This window comes from Pseudomonas nabeulensis (genome assembly GCF_004682045.1).
Taxonomy (GTDB): Bacteria; Pseudomonadota; Gammaproteobacteria; order Pseudomonadales; family Pseudomonadaceae; genus Aquipseudomonas; species Aquipseudomonas nabeulensis.
Window position 1 is genome coordinate 75,971 of record NZ_QUZT01000001.1, and the last position, 15,809, is coordinate 91,779.

A 15,809-nucleotide genomic window follows, 5' to 3' on the forward strand; every position below is an offset into this window, starting at 1 on the left:
GCGCAATGGCCGGGTTCAGTGTGGTGGTGAGTCCCGCTGCTTGCGGTCGCACCTATCGAAGATGGGTACTTTTTACAGGTGGATTCCGGTGGCAGCAAGCGAGTTTTAATGCCATGGCGCAATACGGGTGCAATACAGGTATGACGCGGGTACAACGCAGGGACAACGCATTCAATCGGCTATCGCTTCTTGTGCCCTGTCTTACCTGTCCCACTATTCTGGATCGAAGTGGGACAGCTACAGGCGCCTAAATACGGGGCTCTGCCCTACTGTCCTACCTTTTTACTTTTCTCTTGTGTATAGAGAGAAAGCTAAAAGCACGCGTGCGCGCCACGGGCGCGACTACGTGCCCGCTATGCTCATGTGTGCGTGGGGCGGGTGAAGGTTGGACAGTAGGACAGGTCAACAACGGCGCAGCCTGCACCTGTCCAACTGCACTAAACGGCAGTCGGACAAGGCCGGACAGTAGGACAAGGGCACACGGAGTGACGCCGAGGGTCATGCAGCCTTCCCCATCAGCATGCCGGCAATGTGCAGGTGTGCTTCATGCAGTCGCTGGTAGTAGGTATCCCGACTGCACCCGCAGTGGGTGTACTTCTGCGACAGGAAGCTCTCGTGGTTGCAATAGTGCTCACGCACGACGACCGACAGCTGCGGCGGCAAGTGCTTGTTGACGATCAGCTCAATGTCGGCCGACTCGTCCAGCAGCACCCGACTCCCCCGCGTGCCGCGTATCAACTCCCCTTTGCACTCCATCAGCATGGCGATCATGTTGCCGCCACTCGGTCCACCCGCGCCGTCCGGCACAGGCGAATGCAGATCCTGCGCCCAGAGCTTGAGCATTTCGTCGATTCGCTTAATCAAAGCAAGGCTCCTCGATCACCGACTGCTGCAACGCAGATGCACGCCCCCAACCCGCAGGCTTTTCGTAGGCCCAGGGCCGCACCCCGCTTTTTGCCAAAGCCGGCATGCGTCGCTTACGCCAACCCAGCCGGTGCATGATCGCCCCGACTCGCATCTGCTCGGGCTTGCCCCAGTGACCGAAGTCCAGCTTTAGCGCCTGCGTCAGGATCTCGTTGCCGGTGGCGGTTTCGCCGATCTGCGACTCTTCCATCCAGGTGAGGATTGGCCCTTCCCATTCATCCACCACAAAGCGCTCGTCTTGCGCTTCGGCGAACATCCAGGATTCATCCTTGGTCACCCACCAGATGTCGCCAGCCTCAAAGCAGAACAATGCCTCTGCCCACAGCTGGTCGCGGATCTCCCGCAGTTGCTCCAGATCGACCTTGTTGCAGAACACCGGCCAGTAGCGGCGGTTGCCCGTGGCGTCTTTGAGGTATTCCTCTTGGTTGGTGGTGCCCACGAAAACACACTGGCGTGGCACGTCGTTTGTTCTGCGGCCGTAGCTCTCGCGGTAGGTGTCGGTGGACGCGGAGAAAAACTGCTTGGCCTTGGTGCTCTCGGCCTTGTTGAAGCTGTCCAGCTCCCCCAGCTCGACGATCCACTTGCCGCGAATCGCCTGGAAGCTGTCCTTGTCGCCGAGGGCAAAAGGCGTGTCCATGAACCACTCGCCACCGAGGACGCCCATGGCCGTGGACTTACCGGCGCCCTGCCCGCCTTCGAGGATCATCACCGAGTCGGCCTTGCAGCCTGGGCGCATCACCCGCGCAACAGCCGAGATTAGCCAGCGCTTGCCGACCTTGGCCGAGTACTCGCTGGCCTGTACGCCCAGCACGTCGGTGAGCCAGGTTTCAATGCGGGGCACACGGTCCCATTCCAGCTTCTCCAAGTACTCGCGCACCGGGTGGAAGGCATGGTCGTGGGCAACCACGCTGACCGCCTCGATCACATGGGAGGCCTTGACCCGCAGGTTGTATTGCTGCGCGAGCCACTTCATCACGCGCATGTCGTCGATGTCTGCCCAGTCGCCAGCACCGCCGCCGAACGGCGCAGACCGTAGCTTGACGATCTTGGAGCTGAACACGCTGTATCCGACAACACCGGCCCAGCGCTCGTCATTGCCCAGGATCAGCTCGACGTTTTGCATGTGCGCGATCAGGGAGCCGTTTTCGGTGCGGGCCAGTTGGTCTTTCCAGCCGCCCGCTGCAGGAGGCTTGACCACCGCCAGCACCTGGCGGCGGACGGCCTCTAATCCCTCTGCGACGTGCAGGTCGTTGAAGTCGGTCCACTTGATCTCGCGCTCGCCGGAGAACACCGGGGCAACCACCTGGCCGCCGACGATCAACGCGGCGTTGGCGGCTTTCTCTTCACCGGGGTTCCAGGGTTCGCCGTTGGGGCGCTTGGTTTTCCAGTCGTCGTCGCGGCAGATAATCAGCGGGCAACCGGGAAAGCGCTCGCGCATGGCCTTGGAGACCGGCAGCAGGTTGCCCGCGTCGAAGGCGATGGCGACGGTAAGCGATGTCGCCATGTGCAGGCTTGCACCCGTGGCGTAACCCTCACACACCAGTACCGGCTCGCCGGGTTCAGGGTGTGGGCCGATCAGGTGGAAGGCACCTTCCTTGGACATGCCGTAGGGCCAGTAAGCCTTGTCGCGCCCGGTGTCCTCTTGCTTGGTCGGGAAAATCACCTGCAAGCCGACGATCTGGTCGCGCACGTTGCACATAGGCACTAAAAATGCGCCGGTACGGGGCGCATAGCGGACTTTGAAGCCGACGATCTGCTTTCGATCCAGGTAGGCGCTCTTGCCCTTTTCGGGCATGCGCTTGAACAGACCAGCAGCACGGTTGGCCGCTCGGCGAGCAGCGTTGGCCGCAACCTCAGCGGCCTTGCGCTTGGCGTCCTCCTGCCGAGCGCGCATGACTTCGCGTTCTTCGGGGCTCATGCGCCCGGCCTTGACCTTGATCTTTTGGGTGTCACCAGAGCGCCAGTCACCGAAGCTGCCGAAGATCAGCGTCTCGTTTTTCTCGGTGCGGTGTTCGTGGACGACGTACCAGCCGTTTTTTTCTTTGCCTTTGTCCTGAGTGGTTTTGCAGCGAGTTAGCTTGCCGAACAACAAGGGCTGATCGGGCTCAAGGCCGTAATCGGCGAACTGATTCAGTACCTCATCGAGCATGGCGGGCCTTCCTGGCTTCGTCGATGGATTGGCAAATCACACATTGGGTGCAGCCAGGAATGGCAAGGCGGCGCTCCAATGGGATTGGCGTCTCGCACCCTTCGCAGAACATGAATGAGTGCGGAGCAATGGCAGGTTTATTGGCATTACGTGCAGCAAGTGCCTGATCCAGGCGCTCTTGCACCAGGTCGTTGGCAAAGTCAGCAATATCAGCCACGTTCCACCCCGCGAGTCGTCTGGTTGACGTAACGGGCGCGGTTGTACATACCCAACAATCCCTGAATGCCGCGAAACACCAACTGGCGGATCTCGGCCAACTCGCCGTCGTCGACCTTGCCGTCGCCAATGTGCTTGGCCCAGGTCTCAGATAAATCCGCGACTTGCCGGAAGAACTGCGCGATACCCGTGGTGAGGGTTTCGGGCATGTCATTGGTGTACGCCTCGGCCAACTCCTGCCAGATCGTGTCGCCGACAAGGCCGTGTACCGCATCGAGAATGCGGCGGTCCTTGGTCAGTTCGAGGATCTCGCCAAACTCTTGGATGTTGACGGTGTGCGACGGGTGCGTGGGGGACAACTTGTGCTGCAGCGTAGTGGCATTTCTACCAGTGGTGGCTGCGATTGCAGCGGCACCGCCGGGATAGTCCCGTGCAGCGTGGTACAGGGCTAATTCGAGCGTCAGTACTTCCCTTTGCGCTCGATCAACACAGCTTAAAACTACTCGGCTCATGGCATTAATCCTACTAAGTTGCCAGTGCCCCGCGACATGCAGTGGTGTTACATTTGCCGCGTGGCTTGAAAGGGCCCAAACGCCGGCCAGATCTTAGGGATCGAAACCGGCACCGTGCCGAGGCGAACAATCCGTTGCTCACCTCTGGCGCAACAGCTGCCTAATCTGTGGTGGAAAAGGCAGCAACCCAAGACATCCGTGTCTTGGCAGCGCGATCAAGGGAGGTGGTTTGCATGTGGTGTGCCCTCCTACCTTTGTCGCGACCCGACAGCACTGTGGTGGTGTGTGCCGGGAGGAACTGGGCGGCCCTTGGGTCGCCTTTTTTCTATCTATATTGCAGCTTTCTGCGGGGCCGATGCATGGAGCAACCAGGCAGCGTCAAACGCGTTGCCCTTCTGCTCTGCAGCGGTCGCCAAAAGTTTTGCGTAGTGGGTTTCACCGGTGTAATCGGTGCGGGGAAGGCTGGCAGCCAAGCGCCATTTATTGAGCGCCTGATAACTCCTTTCACACACCTTGGCGGCGGCACCAATGCCGCCTACTGCTTCAAATGCGAACGCGATGGCGTTCGGAAAATCTGCGGGGTCCAACATGGCAACCTCCATTTATCAACTCGCGGTTGATATTAACATCAACTGACTATTGCGCAACCCCTGTGAGAGTATCAACTCATGGTTGATAAGAACGAGCTACGGGCAGCTTTCACGGCGCGCCTTCACGAAGCACTCGACGATGCCGGTGTACGCACCCGGGGACGTGGGGTGGATATTCATAAGCATTTGAAGAGCGTTGGGGTGGTCAAGAGTCCGCAAGCTGTCAGCAAGTGGCTTAATGGAGATGCCATCGCCGAAGCTGACAGTATGGTTGCCATTTGCGTGTGGCTCAAAGTCAGGCGCGAATGGTTAGAATATGGTGTCCCGCCTAAAGAGGTGCTTGGAGACAGCAACGTTCGTCAACTTACTAACGGAGGCGACAACAATGTTCTGGAAATTACAAAACGATTTGGCAAAGTCCCACTAATCTCGTGGGTACAGGCAGGAGCATGGTGCGAGGCAAATTGTGAGCAACAGGATGGTGAGTCATGGCTATCTTGCCCGGTCCCCATCAGTGACAGTGGCTATGCTCTTCGAGTTCTTGGAGACTCGATGACGAATCCAGGCCCAGGTCGCAGCTATCCCACCGGATGTATTATTTTTGTCGATCCGGAGGCGGAAGCAAATACTGGAGACAGAGTAATTGCAAGAGTGCCGAGAACTAACGAGGCGACATTCAAAGTCTTGGTAGAAGATGCAGGGAGGCAATTTTTGAAGCCTATCAATCCGCAATATCCAATCATTGACATTACGGAGGAGACTCATATATGCGGAAAAGTTGTTGGATCATTTATCCCAGAATAGGCTCAATCCAATTACTCAGCCTTAGACTCAAGAAATGCGGCAGTGAAAACCGAAACATCATCAGCACTCATGCTACTTAGTTCTCTTGTCTGCCTTTCGGTTAAAGAAACACCCTCTTCAAGAATTAACACAAAATGAATAACTGCTTCTTTATTCGTAATCTCTTTATACAATGCCCGAATACGATCCAACTGGGATGAAACTAGCTTCACCCAAGAAATGAAATTTCTCGGAGATCTCAAATATTTGATTTCGAATATTGTGTGCCGAATCATGCGGGTAGAAATTAGCCCATCGAGTTCTACTTGCAATCCGCTTTTTGATACAAGTCGGACACCGCGCTCAATTGCGGATCTATATGACACTTCCAATCTGTCGAACGCTTTGTTTTCCAGATCAAATACTCGCCTCAGCCGCTCTGTAGTGCTTGAAGCTCCTGAATATCTATCACTCTCCCCGAAGGCACGTCGATGGTCACTACTTTTTAATGCAATCACCCCATCAGGCTTCTCAACTTCGACCGCGATATCTTCATGAATTGACTCGACTTCAACCTTCTCAGAATGGGTTGCTCCAGCATCATTTTTAGCACTTTTTGCTTCTGGCCCTGTAAATTCTTCAGGGACCGAATTAGTGTCTTTCTCTCCCGCGCTATCCAACCCACTAGAGGAGACAACGTCAGCCTGCGCGACATCCGCCGCCAAATTCCCAAATTTACTTTCTCTAGACAGAGCCTCTTTCTTGTAATTAAAGTAACCATCATTCCCTCTAATTATTGCGGCAAGATTCTGTAAAAAATCCAGCTCAGTAACTGCAGTCGCAATAACAAAAATCGCAACAAAATATGTTGTAACATTATTAGAAAATAAAGCTAGCGCACAAATAAAGGCTATGGATAACAACTTTAGCAGGTGAACTCTCAAATTAAACTTTAATGACCCCAGTCCTGCAAAGATTGCGACAATAGCTAAAACTCCTCCTAGGAGCTCCAAAAAATTAGCAGGTATTAATCTTTCCATAATATCCGTTCTCTATCCTATGAGGAAAATCTCCAGGATGGACGCTACTAAAATGCCATCAACATGTCCAATAACAGTTTAGCCACGCCAAATATCAACCACCAGTGGTTGACATTTATAAACCACTGGTTGATATTTGCCTCACTCTTCCACCACAGAGCGAGGCTACACCATGCACACCACAGCCACCCTGCACGTCCACCCGGCCGCTGCAAACCCCACCCGCATCTTTGAAATCCGCCGCCTGGCACAAGACTCCGGCTGCGCCTTCATCGCGTCCAAACCCAAACCGCGACAGGGCTTCACGCCCGCCCCATTCGATCCAAACGGCGGAGGGCAAGCGGCATGAGCAAGTACAAACTCGACAACCGCACCCTGGCTTTGCTCAAGGCTCAGGTAAACCTGACCCAAACCTTCAACCACCTTCTGCGCGCCGAAACTCAGCGCGAGTCGCTAGCCTTTCGCCTGAACGTTGAGCGCAACAAAGTCGACACGCACTTCACCATTGAACTGGGCAGCGAGCGCCACACGCTGACCCTAACCAACACTAAGAAGATGCACCTCAAGCTTGCGGACTTCATTGAGGAGATCGTCAACGGGCCAACCAACCCAACCGATCCATCCTCTCTGCCACACGCAGACCGCCGCTACGGCGCATTCAAGACCGAACACAAGCAGCAGGTATTCGACTTGGTGCAAACCGGCGGCGCTCTCAGTCTCGATATGGGCTTCGAGCAACCGATCAACCTGGCAATCCACCGCAACAAATCCCGCGCCGGCATCACCACCATCATGAGCATTGGTGTCAGGAAGCCACGCACCAAGTGCTTCACGGTGTACGGCAGTGACGTGGAGATCTACTCCATGGTGGCCGAGTCCATCACCCACCTGGCTGCCGTGGCGACTCCCGCCGCGCATGCAGCCTAGGAGGTCGCGATGGAACGTAGCCTGGAAAAAGCCGCAAAGTACTTCGGTCTCACCCGCCCCAAGCTGATCGCGATCATGCGTGAAAAGGGCTTGCTCAACGACAGCAACTTACCGGCCTTCCCCGTCCGTGATCGCGAGTACCTGCGGGTCAAGGACAGCAACTGGTACCACGAGAAAGCCGGCATGCAGTACAGCCAGTCAACCAAGGTCCGACAAGCCGGCATGCCCTGGCTGGCGAATCAGCTCGGCCTCGAACTGCCAGCCGTCCCGGCAGATAACCGTGACGTGGCCTAGGGAGTACGCCCGCCAGATCGTCGCCATGGGCACACGCGAGGAGCGCAACGCTGCGCTCCTCGAAGTGCCGGAGCATCTGCGGGAGCTGACAAAACGCCATTGCCTGAATGCCTGGAACCATCCACAGCGGAGGAAAAAACATGAACAACGAACTGATTGATCAACAGATCCTCGACCTTTTACGCATCCCAGCATATCAGCGAACCGCGGATGACATCGCTGAAGCGATCAATGGAATTACAGCAGCATCCCAATTGGAAACAGCACCGTTGTGCCCGATACAACACGAGCAGCTCAAGCTCCGGGCAATCGTGCAGCTCCTTGCTGAGGACATGCAGGCGGAAGAATACGGCGTCACGCTCGAACTATCGCCCATGGCTGACAATTGGAGAGCGCCTCTCTCCATGCTTATCAAGCTGGGCCCCGGCTCGCATTTGATTGGGTTTGGCAAGACGGCGGAAGAAGTCCTCAGAGACTTGCGTAAACCGAGCTGGGACAAGGTATCCGCATGAAAGACCCCGGCCAAGCTCCACTCCGCCTGCAGTTGCCCCCAGACGCATCCACCGTCGAGATGCTGCACCAGCTCTTTGGCGACGTGCTGATCCCCCTGGATAAGTTGCGGGCGCACTACTTCAAGAACCTCAATGAAAAGACGTTCACCGAGGCGATCAACAGCGGCCGGATTCAGTTGCCAGTGACCACTCTGGATCACAGCGTGAAGGCGTTGCGGTACGCCCATATCAAACACGTCGCAGCACTGATCGACATCCGCGCTTACCGAGCAGACGAAGACATGCCGCGACCACAAAACGATTTACCCGAGCAAGACCAGTAATCCAACGGCTGCCACCACCAGCCATGCAACCACCAGGAGCACACCACATGACTGCAATTCAAATCTGCGCACTGATCAGCATCATTATCGCCGCCGCGATCCTCTACTGGGTCGGCTACCGGGGCGGCCTCACTGACGGTAAAAATGAAGGCTACGACGAAGGCCATTCTGACGGGTACACCATGGGGCACGACGGAGCCTCAGCCGCGTATGCAGCCTCTCTCAACAAAATGTCAGATCAATGCATGCGCACCGAACTCCTGTTGAGCCGGGAACCGCAAGACCGTTACACCCTTCTCGCCATTGCCGAAAAGCTGAAGCTCGCCGCCGACACCTTCCGCGCTGTTAGATCCGAAAGCCAAGCAACGCAGGCACTTGTCCTACGTGATAAGGCACTGGATATGGCTGCGGTGATGGACCGTTTCGAGCTGAAGGGGGACGCAGCATGAGCCGCGCCGTCCCCATGCTGCGCCTAACACCCCAAGCCGCCGGCACACTGCAACAGCAACACGCCAAGGCCACCAAGGAACTACGCGCCCTGACCCGCTACAGCAAGGAGCTTGACCGGCAGCTGAAGGGGCTGATCGGGCATGACGCGTTGCGCCAATTGCACAAAGCAACCGAAAACGCCCTGCTGCTGGCCGATCTCGTGAAGGAGGCCGCATGAACTGCATCCTCACCCATACCGGCAAGCACTTCGATTTTTACGAGCCAGACGCCAACATGATCGACCCACGGGACATCTCGCACGCGCTAGCCCAGCTGTGCCGCTTCAACGGCCACACCCGAGAGTTCTACAGCGTGGCCCAACACAGCTGTATCGTCGCCGAACTGGTGCCGGAGGAGCACAAGCTCGCGGCCTTGCTTCACGACGCAGCCGAGGCGTACCTGGGCGACATCACCCGGCCACTCAAGCAGTGGATGCCCGACTACCGAGGCTTCGAGGACGTGATCTGGATGCGTGTTTGTGAGCGCTTCGACCTGGCCCTCGATCTCCCTGCCAGCGTGCACCACGCCGACTTGGTTGCGCTGGCAACAGAACGCCGCGACCTCATGCCAACCGATCCGGCTATCTGGGATTGCTTGGTCGGCATCGAACCCATGGTTGAAATCATCCGCCCATGGACCGCCGCAGAAGCCCGACTCAACTACCACCAGCGCCTGATGGACCAACTCGCTATCGAGCACCGGAGGAAAGCGGCATGAAGAACCACCTGGACAACACCAATGCCCCGCCCGCTTTGCTCCGCGCTACTGAAGGCGTCGACACGCTGGTAACAAACAGTCTCTGCTGCGCAGCAGCAGGCATTATTGCTTCTTCCAGCGTCACTGCCGAGGCACTTATACCCCACGAAAAGCTGCGCGGGGCAGCGCTCGCTGATGCAACGCTAAACGCTCAGGAACGCCCGCCCGCGCAGCCTGTCTTGGGGTATACGCTCGCTTCAAATCCCCTGGACTACCCGCCAGAATCGAAACCAGGCCAACGTTACTGGCCTGTCGACCTAACCAACGTGCGCCCCGATGAGTGGGCTGTCATGTCTCCTAAGCACGTCGCAGAGTTTGCCGGTGTGACAGAGGTCTGGTTGCTACTGGAGGCCGCTCAAAAGCGAATTGCCGAGTTGGAGCAGGTCAATGTAAACCTGCGAGAGTGCGCCGTTGCCTTAAACATTGATTCTGATGTCCTCAACGACCAGTTGCTGGAGCTATTGCTTGAACGCGGAAAAACAACCACTCAGCTCGCCACTGATACCCAACTGATTGAGTGGCTTGATCAGAGAGGTGACCTTTGTTGCTCAATCGAAACCAGCTCGATCACCTTCTGGCACGAAGATAGCGATACCGAGGGATACGAACACGTCCGTGACGTGCTCATTGAGGCGTACCAACAAGACCAGGCCAAGCTCTCCGGGGGTGCTGCATGATTAAGCGCACCCTCACCCACTTCCATCTGTGCTGCGGCCTTGGTAGTGGCGCCGCCGGTTTCAGCGACTCTAAGCCCGTCCTTGGCCCGGTCCAGGCGGAATGGCGCTGCCTGGGCGGCGTCGACGTTGACCCGGCCGGGTTGCGCGACTTTCAAATGATGACTGGCGTACCTGGCACGTTGATGGACTTGTTCACCCGCGAGCAATACACCGCCTTTCACGGACAGCAGCCACCAGCAGGCTGGAAGGAAGCCACCGCTGAAGACCTGCGCCGTGCCGCCGGCAATGAAGACCCCAACGCGGTGTTCATCAGCAGCCCTTGCAAAGGGGCGTCGGGCCTACTGTCTGAAACAATGAGCCAGACGCCAAAATACCGGGCGCTCAACGAGCTGACGTTGCGCTGCGTGTGGCTGATGTGCGAAGCCTGGAAGCACAATCCGGTGTCGTTGATCGTGTTCGAAAACGTGCCACGCCTGGCCACCCGTGGCCGGTACCTGCTGGACCAGATCACCAAATTGCTCCGGCACTACGGATACGCTGTGGCTGAAACCACCCATGACTGCGGCGAAATCGGTGGATTGGCCCAAAGCCGCAAGCGCTTCTTGCTGGTGGCCAGACACATCGAGAAGGTACCGGCATTCCTGTACGAACCGGAAAAACGCAGTCTGCGTGCTGTCGGTGACGTGCTGAGCCGCATGCCGCTGGCCGGCGATATCGATCAGGCGGGGCCCATGCACCGGGTGCCAGCGTTACAGTGGAAAACGTGGGTGCGCCTGGCCCTGGTTGAGGCCGGGAAGGATTGGCGTAGCCTGAGCCGGTTTGCGATCGAGGACGGTCACCTGCGTGACTTTGTGATCGTGCCGGAATACCACAACGGCGTGCTCGGGGTTGTGGATTGGGACGATACAGCTGGTGTGGTTGCAGGCGCGAGCCGCCCCATGAACGGCAAGTTTTCTGTGGCTGATCCGCGTCCTGCCAGCAAATTCGAATACACCCAGTACGGCGTGCTGCCCTTCAACCGGCACTGCGGCGTTGTCACCGGGCAGCGCAGCCCAGGACAAGGCACGTTCAGCGTTGCTGACCCGCGCATGGGCGGCGAACGTCACAACAACGTATTCCGCGTGGTTCGCAGCGACCAAGCCGCCGGCACTGTCACAGCAGGGCATGGCCCCAGCTCCGGCGGGCAGGCGGTGGCCGACCCTAGGCAACCGTCCAAGGGCTTCGGCAAGTACCTGGTCACCGACTACAGCAAGCCGGCCGGCACCGTCATCGCCGGCAGCACCACCGGGCAGGGCGCTTTCGCTGTGGCAGATCCGGCCTACAAAAACTGGCACCCGAACGCCAGCACGCAAAAGCTGCGGATCACGCCTTGGTGCGAGAACGCCAAGACCGTGACCGGCTCGCAACAGGTTGCCAGTGGGGCTTTATCGATCGCAGATCCTCGTCCTGGCATGTCGCGCACCAAGGGCGACGCGTACCTGACTGGCGGGCATTACGGTGTAGTCGACTACAACACGCCGGCCGGTGCCGTGTCCGCGAGCGCCTGTCACGACAACGGCCGGTGGTCGGTTGCCGATCAGCGCATGCCGGCACCCAATGACCGGTTGACCTGCATGATCACCAGCCTCGACGGCACCTGGCACCGCCCGTTCACCACCCTGGAGCTGGCCGCGCTGCAATCGCTGTTTGATCCAGAGGATCACTGGTCAGCAGATCCGCAGACCGCCCATGAGATCGAGCGGATGCAGCGGGTTCGCAAGATCGAGCAGGCGGGGGTCTTCCGGCTGGACGGCATCAACGACGGCCACCACCGGGAGCGGATCGGTAACGCGGTGCCGCGCGCGGCGGCAAGGGCAATGGCGGATGTGTTCGGCATGACACTGCTGCTTTCGGAGGCTGGAGAGACGTTCATGCTTAGCAATGTGTCGATTTGGGTGCAGCCGGTGGCGATTGCGCTGAGCGTGGCTCAGTTGGAGCAGCAGCCATGATCAAGACAATCCTTGACCCATGCTGCGGTAGCCGGATGTTTTGGTTCGATAAGAAGCACCCGGCGGTCGTCTTCGGTGACATCAGGACCGAACAAAAAACCCTGTGTGATGGCCGGACATTGACCGTCTGCCCTGACGTCACGCTTGATTTCCGTGACCTTCCTTATGCAGACGGCGCCTTCAAGCTGGTTTCTTTTGACCCCCCGCACCTGGTGCGTGCTGGGGCTGAAAGTTGGATGAAGGCTAAATACGGGGTACTCAACCCGAATACATGGCAGGAAGACCTGCGGCGTGGCTTTGCAGAGTGTTTTCGAGTGTTGGCCACCGACGGCGTACTGGTTTTCAAGTGGAACGAAACTCAGATCCGCACCAGCCAGATTCTGTCGCTTACCGATCAGCGGCCCCTGTTCGGGCACCCAAGCGGCAAGAAAGGCGGCACGCACTGGATTGTATTCATGAAACGTGAGGTGCCTCAATGAGCACTAAAAATATTAATAGCCGCTGGGATATCGCACAGACTTTGGAGTCAGCATGAACACCCTATTTTTATTGATGGCCCAATACGACGGAAAAGCAGTCATCCCACTGGATCGAGTTTGTGCTGACTACATGCATTTAACCGTAGAGAAATTTAAACGAAAGCGCTTGGATGGGGAAATTGACATACCCGTCGTTCGTCTTGGAGCGGATAGCCAAAAAGCCGCGCTTGGCATTCACTTACATGATCTCGCTCTATACATTGACCGCCAGAGAGAGAAAGCCAGCAAGGAGCAAAATCAACTCATGGGCAGAGCAGCCTAGGATACTCAAAAACAAGCCCCGATTAATCGGGGCTTGAGAGGTGTAACTACCGGGGTTTGAACTCCGGTAGTTCACCCAAATTATCTTTAGTCTTATCGTTACGATTAGTAGAGATAAAGTCCTTTCCGACTGCGTGCACCACCTCCCCCCTCGCCCATTTAGTACCATCGGCATTTCGCGACGTTGTTATAAAAACAGCAGCATCAGCCTTAATCAGGTCTGCCACGAATTCGCGGCTGGTCTCCATATACGGCCCCACTAATTTTTCTTCTGCTAAGTTGTGCCGCCGAATTAATAGAGATTCTATCCGTGAATGGTCATCAGCATAGTGAACCTTAACTATCCAGTACTCTGGCATTTTTACTCCCTTTAGCTCAAATATCCGAACTCACAATATGCCTATGATGGCTTTTCGAAATCAACATCTTTCCTCTTGGCACCTTCATCCGTGCCCTCAAGTACCTTTACTAACCATCTCCACAAAAGAAATTTGTCTCCACGTCCTCGCAAATGGGTATAGCGCCTCAATGAGTTCCAGTCCCGGTGACCGGAAACGCTCGAAACCCTCGGAATATCCCAATCCATTTCAAACAACCGGCTCACCCCTTCGTGCCGCAAATCATGGAAGTGCAGGTCCTCGATCCCCAGCAGCGGGCACGCCCGCGTGAAAGACGCAGACACCGACTTGGCGTTGTATGGAAAGATCTCCCGCTCGATCTTGGGCATGCTCTGCAGGATCGCCCAGGCCTCATCCGGCAGATGACACCACACATCGTTACCGATCTTTTGCCCAGGGTTCTTCATGTCCCGCACCAAGACTGCCTGCCGAGTGCAGTCAAGATCATCCCATCGAATCCGAGTGATCTCCTCCTGCCGACGCGTCGAGAAAAGCGCAAAAGCAATCATCTTCGGCATGTGAATAGAGTCCGGCCGGCGCTTCTGCATCTCAAAAAAATGCCCCATGAGCTTATCCAGCTCATCGAGCGTGGGCCGCCGATTACGTTCCTTGCTCTTACTGACCATCCCCAGCTTGCGTAATACTTTGCGAGCATCAGGCATTGCATGAGGATCGACCTCATAGCCCCACGCTGGCCGTGCAACAGACAACACAGCGCCCAGGTGCGACAGATCGTTACCAACCGTCTGCGCCTGCACACCACCACCTTCCTCGCTCATCCGCCACTGCGCGTACTCCACCAGCTTCTGGCTGTTCAGCGCTGCATCATCCAACTCACCCAGCCAGGTTTCCTTGATCGCGCTCAACGTCGCGCTCTTGGTCTTCCCCAGCGGCCGGATCTTTTCGTACTCATCCAGGTACTGCTCGATCATCTTCTTGATCGTCACCCCTTTCCGATTCGCCCGCTCAATAGCACCTGGCTGGGCCAGCTCAGTCTCTCGTCGCTTGATCCAGGCCTGGGCGACCTGCTTACGGTCGAAGGTTTGGCTTTCCTGATAAACTGTCTTGCCATCCCGATTGATCCGTATCTGCGCCGTGTAGGCTGTCGAGTTGTCCTTGCGCTTACGTGCTGTGATCGTGCCCATTTCCAGTTGCTACATTGCCGAATTCGATCGCTACAATGTAGCAACCGACTTTAGAAAACAAGGAGAAATGGGTAAAAACCACTGTATAAAAGATCAGTATTCATGAATTCCGAAAAAGCCATACCCCCTGTAAACGCTAGCCCTTCACGTACAGAGCCATCTCGGCGGTTTAGCGTTGCCCCGATGATGGATTGGACCGACCGCCACTGCCGGTACTTCCTGCGCCTGCTCTCCAAACACACCCTCCTCTACACCGAGATGGTCACCACCGGCGCAATCCTCCACGGCGATCACGAGCGCTTCCTGCGTCACAACGCAGCCGAACACCCGCTCGCGCTGCAACTGGGCGGTAGCGTTCCTGCCGATCTGGCGGCGTGCGCGCGCATGGCCGAGGCGGCGGGGTATGACGAGGTGAACCTGAACGTCGGCTGTCCGAGCGACCGGGTGCAGAACAACATGATCGGCGCGATTTTGATGGCGCATCCTGCGCTGGTCGCCGATTGCGTGAAGGCGATGCGTGATGCGGTGTCGATTCCGGTGACGGTAAAGCACCGTATCGGGATTAACGGTCGGGACAGTTATGCCGAGCTGTGTGATTTTGTCGGCCAGGTGAAAGAGGCGGGTTGTACCAGTTTTACCGTGCATGCGCGGATCGCGATTCTGGAAGGGTTGTCGCCGAAGGAGAATCGGGACATTCCGCCGTTGCGGTATGACGTGGCGGCGCAGTTGAAGCGGGATTTTCCGGAGCTTGAGATCATTCTCAACGGGGGCATCAAGACGCTGGAGCAGTGCCAGGAACATTTGCAGACGTTTGATGGGGTGATGCTGGGCCGCGAGGCTTATCACAATCCATACCTGTTGGCGCAGGTGGATCAGCAGTTGTTTGGCAGTACGCAGCCGGTGATCAGTCGGGCGGAGGCGCTGGTGCAGTTGCGGCCTTATATTGCTGAGCATTTGGCCGGGGGCGGGACGATGCATCACATTACGCGGCACGTGTTGGGGTTGGGGACGGGGTTCCCGGGGGCACGTAAATTCAGGCAGTTGCTGTCGGTGGATATTCATAAAGCGAGTGACCCGTTGGCGTTGTTGGATCAGGCGGGGGCTTTGCTGGAGGGACGGTGAGTGTCCGTTCAGGTCTGGGGGGGACTGGTCTTCCGCTATCGGGGGCAAGCCCCCTCCCACATTTGAATTGTGGTGGTCATGCGGTAATTGAGTTGAACCTGCGGGCGGTTTTGGCCTCCTATTTAGCACCAAGACAAGGCATTCAAACGGCTGTTTTCAGGTTG

At 57.0% G+C, this 15,809-nt stretch carries 21 protein-coding genes; 13 read left to right on the top strand and 8 right to left on the bottom strand.

Annotation, left to right across the window (positions count from 1 at the left end):
- Positions 1–498: 498 nt before the first annotated feature.
- From DYL61_RS00400 to DYL61_RS00420, 5 genes are all read right to left on the bottom strand, one after another.
- Positions 499–864: a PA0613 family protein gene (locus DYL61_RS00400; RefSeq protein ID WP_065929216.1), complete on the bottom strand. Its 366-nt coding sequence runs from the start codon at positions 862–864 to the stop codon at positions 499–501.
- Positions 857–3,073, bottom strand: coding sequence for a VapE domain-containing protein (locus DYL61_RS00405; RefSeq protein ID WP_135306744.1), 2,217 nt, complete (start codon positions 3,071–3,073; stop codon positions 857–859). Before DYL61_RS00405 ends, DYL61_RS00400 begins: the two co-directional genes overlap by 8 nt.
- On the bottom strand, positions 3,063–3,290 hold the full coding sequence (locus DYL61_RS00410) for a TraR/DksA family transcriptional regulator (RefSeq protein ID WP_034106748.1): 228 nt from the start codon (positions 3,288–3,290) through the stop codon (positions 3,063–3,065). The genes DYL61_RS00405 and DYL61_RS00410 overlap by 11 nt, the downstream gene beginning before the upstream one ends.
- Positions 3,283–3,801, bottom strand: a complete 519-nt coding sequence (locus DYL61_RS00415; protein WP_167497920.1) for a phage regulatory CII family protein — start codon at positions 3,799–3,801, stop codon at positions 3,283–3,285. The genes DYL61_RS00410 and DYL61_RS00415 overlap by 8 nt, the downstream gene beginning before the upstream one ends.
- A gap of 329 nt (positions 3,802–4,130) precedes the next feature.
- Entirely contained in the window at positions 4,131–4,391 is a 261-nt protein-coding gene (locus tag DYL61_RS00420) for a hypothetical protein (RefSeq protein WP_135306746.1), read from the bottom strand.
- A 78-nt stretch (positions 4,392–4,469) separates the two neighbouring features.
- On the opposite strand from DYL61_RS00420, the gene DYL61_RS00425 reads away from it, so the two are divergent.
- The gene (locus DYL61_RS00425) at positions 4,470–5,195 is read left to right on the top strand and encodes a LexA family protein (protein ID WP_135306747.1); all 726 of its coding nucleotides are present in this window, start codon (positions 4,470–4,472) and stop codon (positions 5,193–5,195) included.
- Positions 5,196–5,206: 11 nt separating this feature from the next.
- On the opposite strand, the gene DYL61_RS00430 is transcribed toward DYL61_RS00425, so the two are convergent.
- Positions 5,207–6,214 (bottom strand): hypothetical protein, encoded by a 1,008-nt coding sequence (locus tag DYL61_RS00430; protein WP_135306748.1) that lies wholly within the window; start codon positions 6,212–6,214, stop codon positions 5,207–5,209.
- A 345-nt stretch (positions 6,215–6,559) separates the two neighbouring features.
- Between DYL61_RS00430 and DYL61_RS00435 the strand changes: the two genes are divergently transcribed.
- The 11 genes from DYL61_RS00435 (at position 6,560) to DYL61_RS00485 (ending at position 12,981) form a co-directional block, all read left to right on the top strand.
- Positions 6,560–7,141 (top strand): hypothetical protein, encoded by a 582-nt coding sequence (locus DYL61_RS00435; protein ID WP_135306749.1) that lies wholly within the window; start codon positions 6,560–6,562, stop codon positions 7,139–7,141.
- A 9-nt stretch (positions 7,142–7,150) separates the two neighbouring features.
- On the top strand, positions 7,151–7,435 hold the full coding sequence (locus tag DYL61_RS00440; RefSeq protein ID WP_135306750.1) for a phage antirepressor KilAC domain-containing protein: 285 nt from the start codon (positions 7,151–7,153) through the stop codon (positions 7,433–7,435).
- A gap of 140 nt (positions 7,436–7,575) precedes the next feature.
- Positions 7,576–7,947 carry a hypothetical protein gene (locus DYL61_RS00445; protein WP_135306751.1) on the top strand — a complete coding sequence of 124 codons (372 nt, stop codon included), beginning with the start codon at positions 7,576–7,578 and terminating at the stop codon, positions 7,945–7,947.
- Positions 7,944–8,270, top strand: coding sequence for a pyocin activator PrtN family protein (locus DYL61_RS00450; RefSeq protein ID WP_135306752.1), 327 nt, complete (start codon positions 7,944–7,946; stop codon positions 8,268–8,270). The genes DYL61_RS00445 and DYL61_RS00450 overlap by 4 nt, the downstream gene beginning before the upstream one ends.
- Positions 8,271–8,317: 47 nt before the next feature.
- The gene (locus DYL61_RS00455; protein ID WP_135306753.1) at positions 8,318–8,719 is read left to right on the top strand and encodes a hypothetical protein; all 402 of its coding nucleotides are present in this window, start codon (positions 8,318–8,320) and stop codon (positions 8,717–8,719) included.
- Positions 8,716–8,937: a hypothetical protein gene (locus DYL61_RS00460; RefSeq protein ID WP_135306754.1), complete on the top strand. Its 222-nt coding sequence runs from the start codon at positions 8,716–8,718 to the stop codon at positions 8,935–8,937. The genes DYL61_RS00455 and DYL61_RS00460 overlap by 4 nt, the downstream gene beginning before the upstream one ends.
- Complete coding sequence (locus DYL61_RS00465) at positions 8,934–9,476, top strand: phosphohydrolase (protein ID WP_135306755.1); 543 nt, start codon at positions 8,934–8,936, stop codon at positions 9,474–9,476. The genes DYL61_RS00460 and DYL61_RS00465 overlap by 4 nt, the downstream gene beginning before the upstream one ends.
- On the top strand, positions 9,473–10,192 hold the full coding sequence (locus DYL61_RS31485; protein WP_238704508.1) for a hypothetical protein: 720 nt from the start codon (positions 9,473–9,475) through the stop codon (positions 10,190–10,192). The genes DYL61_RS00465 and DYL61_RS31485 overlap by 4 nt, the downstream gene beginning before the upstream one ends.
- Positions 10,189–12,180, top strand: a complete 1,992-nt coding sequence (locus DYL61_RS00475; RefSeq protein ID WP_135306756.1) for a DNA cytosine methyltransferase — start codon at positions 10,189–10,191, stop codon at positions 12,178–12,180. Before DYL61_RS31485 ends, DYL61_RS00475 begins: the two co-directional genes overlap by 4 nt.
- Entirely contained in the window at positions 12,177–12,659 is a 483-nt protein-coding gene (locus tag DYL61_RS00480; protein WP_135306757.1) for a class I SAM-dependent methyltransferase, read from the top strand. The genes DYL61_RS00475 and DYL61_RS00480 overlap by 4 nt, the downstream gene beginning before the upstream one ends.
- A 52-nt stretch (positions 12,660–12,711) precedes the next feature.
- Positions 12,712–12,981, top strand: coding sequence for a pyocin activator PrtN family protein (locus DYL61_RS00485; RefSeq protein ID WP_135306758.1), 270 nt, complete (start codon positions 12,712–12,714; stop codon positions 12,979–12,981).
- Positions 12,982–13,027: 46 nt separating this feature from the next.
- Here DYL61_RS00485 and DYL61_RS31800 read toward each other — a convergent pair whose 3' ends face one another.
- Together DYL61_RS31800 and DYL61_RS00495 are read right to left on the bottom strand one after the other, a co-directional pair.
- Positions 13,028–13,339 (bottom strand): DUF3892 domain-containing protein, encoded by a 312-nt coding sequence (locus DYL61_RS31800; protein ID WP_135306759.1) that lies wholly within the window; start codon positions 13,337–13,339, stop codon positions 13,028–13,030.
- A gap of 41 nt (positions 13,340–13,380) precedes the next feature.
- Entirely contained in the window at positions 13,381–14,523 is a 1,143-nt protein-coding gene (locus tag DYL61_RS00495) for a site-specific integrase (RefSeq protein ID WP_135306760.1), read from the bottom strand.
- A 102-nt stretch (positions 14,524–14,625) separates the two neighbouring features.
- On the opposite strand from DYL61_RS00495, the gene dusA reads away from it, so the two are divergent.
- On the top strand, positions 14,626–15,645 hold the full coding sequence (dusA, locus tag DYL61_RS00500) for a tRNA dihydrouridine(20/20a) synthase DusA (RefSeq protein WP_135306761.1): 1,020 nt from the start codon (positions 14,626–14,628) through the stop codon (positions 15,643–15,645).
- Positions 15,646–15,809 lie beyond the last annotated feature (164 nt).

Coding starts and splice junctions, on each gene's coding strand:
- DYL61_RS00430 (WP_135306748.1), bottom strand. CDS start 6,214: ATGGAAAGATTAATACCTGCTAATTTTTTGGAGCTCCTAGGAGGAGTT.
- DYL61_RS00445 (WP_135306751.1), top strand. CDS start 7,576: ATGAACAACGAACTGATTGATCAACAGATCCTCGACCTTTTACGCATC.
- DYL61_RS00415 (WP_167497920.1), bottom strand. CDS start 3,801: ATGAGCCGAGTAGTTTTAAGCTGTGTTGATCGAGCGCAAAGGGAAGTA.
- DYL61_RS00480 (WP_135306757.1), top strand. CDS start 12,177: ATGATCAAGACAATCCTTGACCCATGCTGCGGTAGCCGGATGTTTTGG.
- DYL61_RS00465 (WP_135306755.1), top strand. CDS start 8,934: ATGAACTGCATCCTCACCCATACCGGCAAGCACTTCGATTTTTACGAG.
- DYL61_RS00405 (WP_135306744.1), bottom strand. CDS start 3,073: ATGCTCGATGAGGTACTGAATCAGTTCGCCGATTACGGCCTTGAGCCC.
- DYL61_RS00475 (WP_135306756.1), top strand. CDS start 10,189: ATGATTAAGCGCACCCTCACCCACTTCCATCTGTGCTGCGGCCTTGGT.
- dusA (WP_135306761.1), top strand. CDS start 14,626: ATGAATTCCGAAAAAGCCATACCCCCTGTAAACGCTAGCCCTTCACGT.
- DYL61_RS31485 (WP_238704508.1), top strand. CDS start 9,473: ATGAAGAACCACCTGGACAACACCAATGCCCCGCCCGCTTTGCTCCGC.
- DYL61_RS00440 (WP_135306750.1), top strand. CDS start 7,151: ATGGAACGTAGCCTGGAAAAAGCCGCAAAGTACTTCGGTCTCACCCGC.
- DYL61_RS00495 (WP_135306760.1), bottom strand. CDS start 14,523: ATGGGCACGATCACAGCACGTAAGCGCAAGGACAACTCGACAGCCTAC.
- DYL61_RS00450 (WP_135306752.1), top strand. CDS start 7,944: ATGAAAGACCCCGGCCAAGCTCCACTCCGCCTGCAGTTGCCCCCAGAC.
- DYL61_RS00460 (WP_135306754.1), top strand. CDS start 8,716: ATGAGCCGCGCCGTCCCCATGCTGCGCCTAACACCCCAAGCCGCCGGC.
- DYL61_RS00455 (WP_135306753.1), top strand. CDS start 8,318: ATGACTGCAATTCAAATCTGCGCACTGATCAGCATCATTATCGCCGCC.
- DYL61_RS00435 (WP_135306749.1), top strand. CDS start 6,560: ATGAGCAAGTACAAACTCGACAACCGCACCCTGGCTTTGCTCAAGGCT.
- DYL61_RS00420 (WP_135306746.1), bottom strand. CDS start 4,391: ATGTTGGACCCCGCAGATTTTCCGAACGCCATCGCGTTCGCATTTGAA.
- DYL61_RS00485 (WP_135306758.1), top strand. CDS start 12,712: ATGAACACCCTATTTTTATTGATGGCCCAATACGACGGAAAAGCAGTC.
- DYL61_RS00425 (WP_135306747.1), top strand. CDS start 4,470: ATGGTTGATAAGAACGAGCTACGGGCAGCTTTCACGGCGCGCCTTCAC.
- DYL61_RS31800 (WP_135306759.1), bottom strand. CDS start 13,339: ATGCCAGAGTACTGGATAGTTAAGGTTCACTATGCTGATGACCATTCA.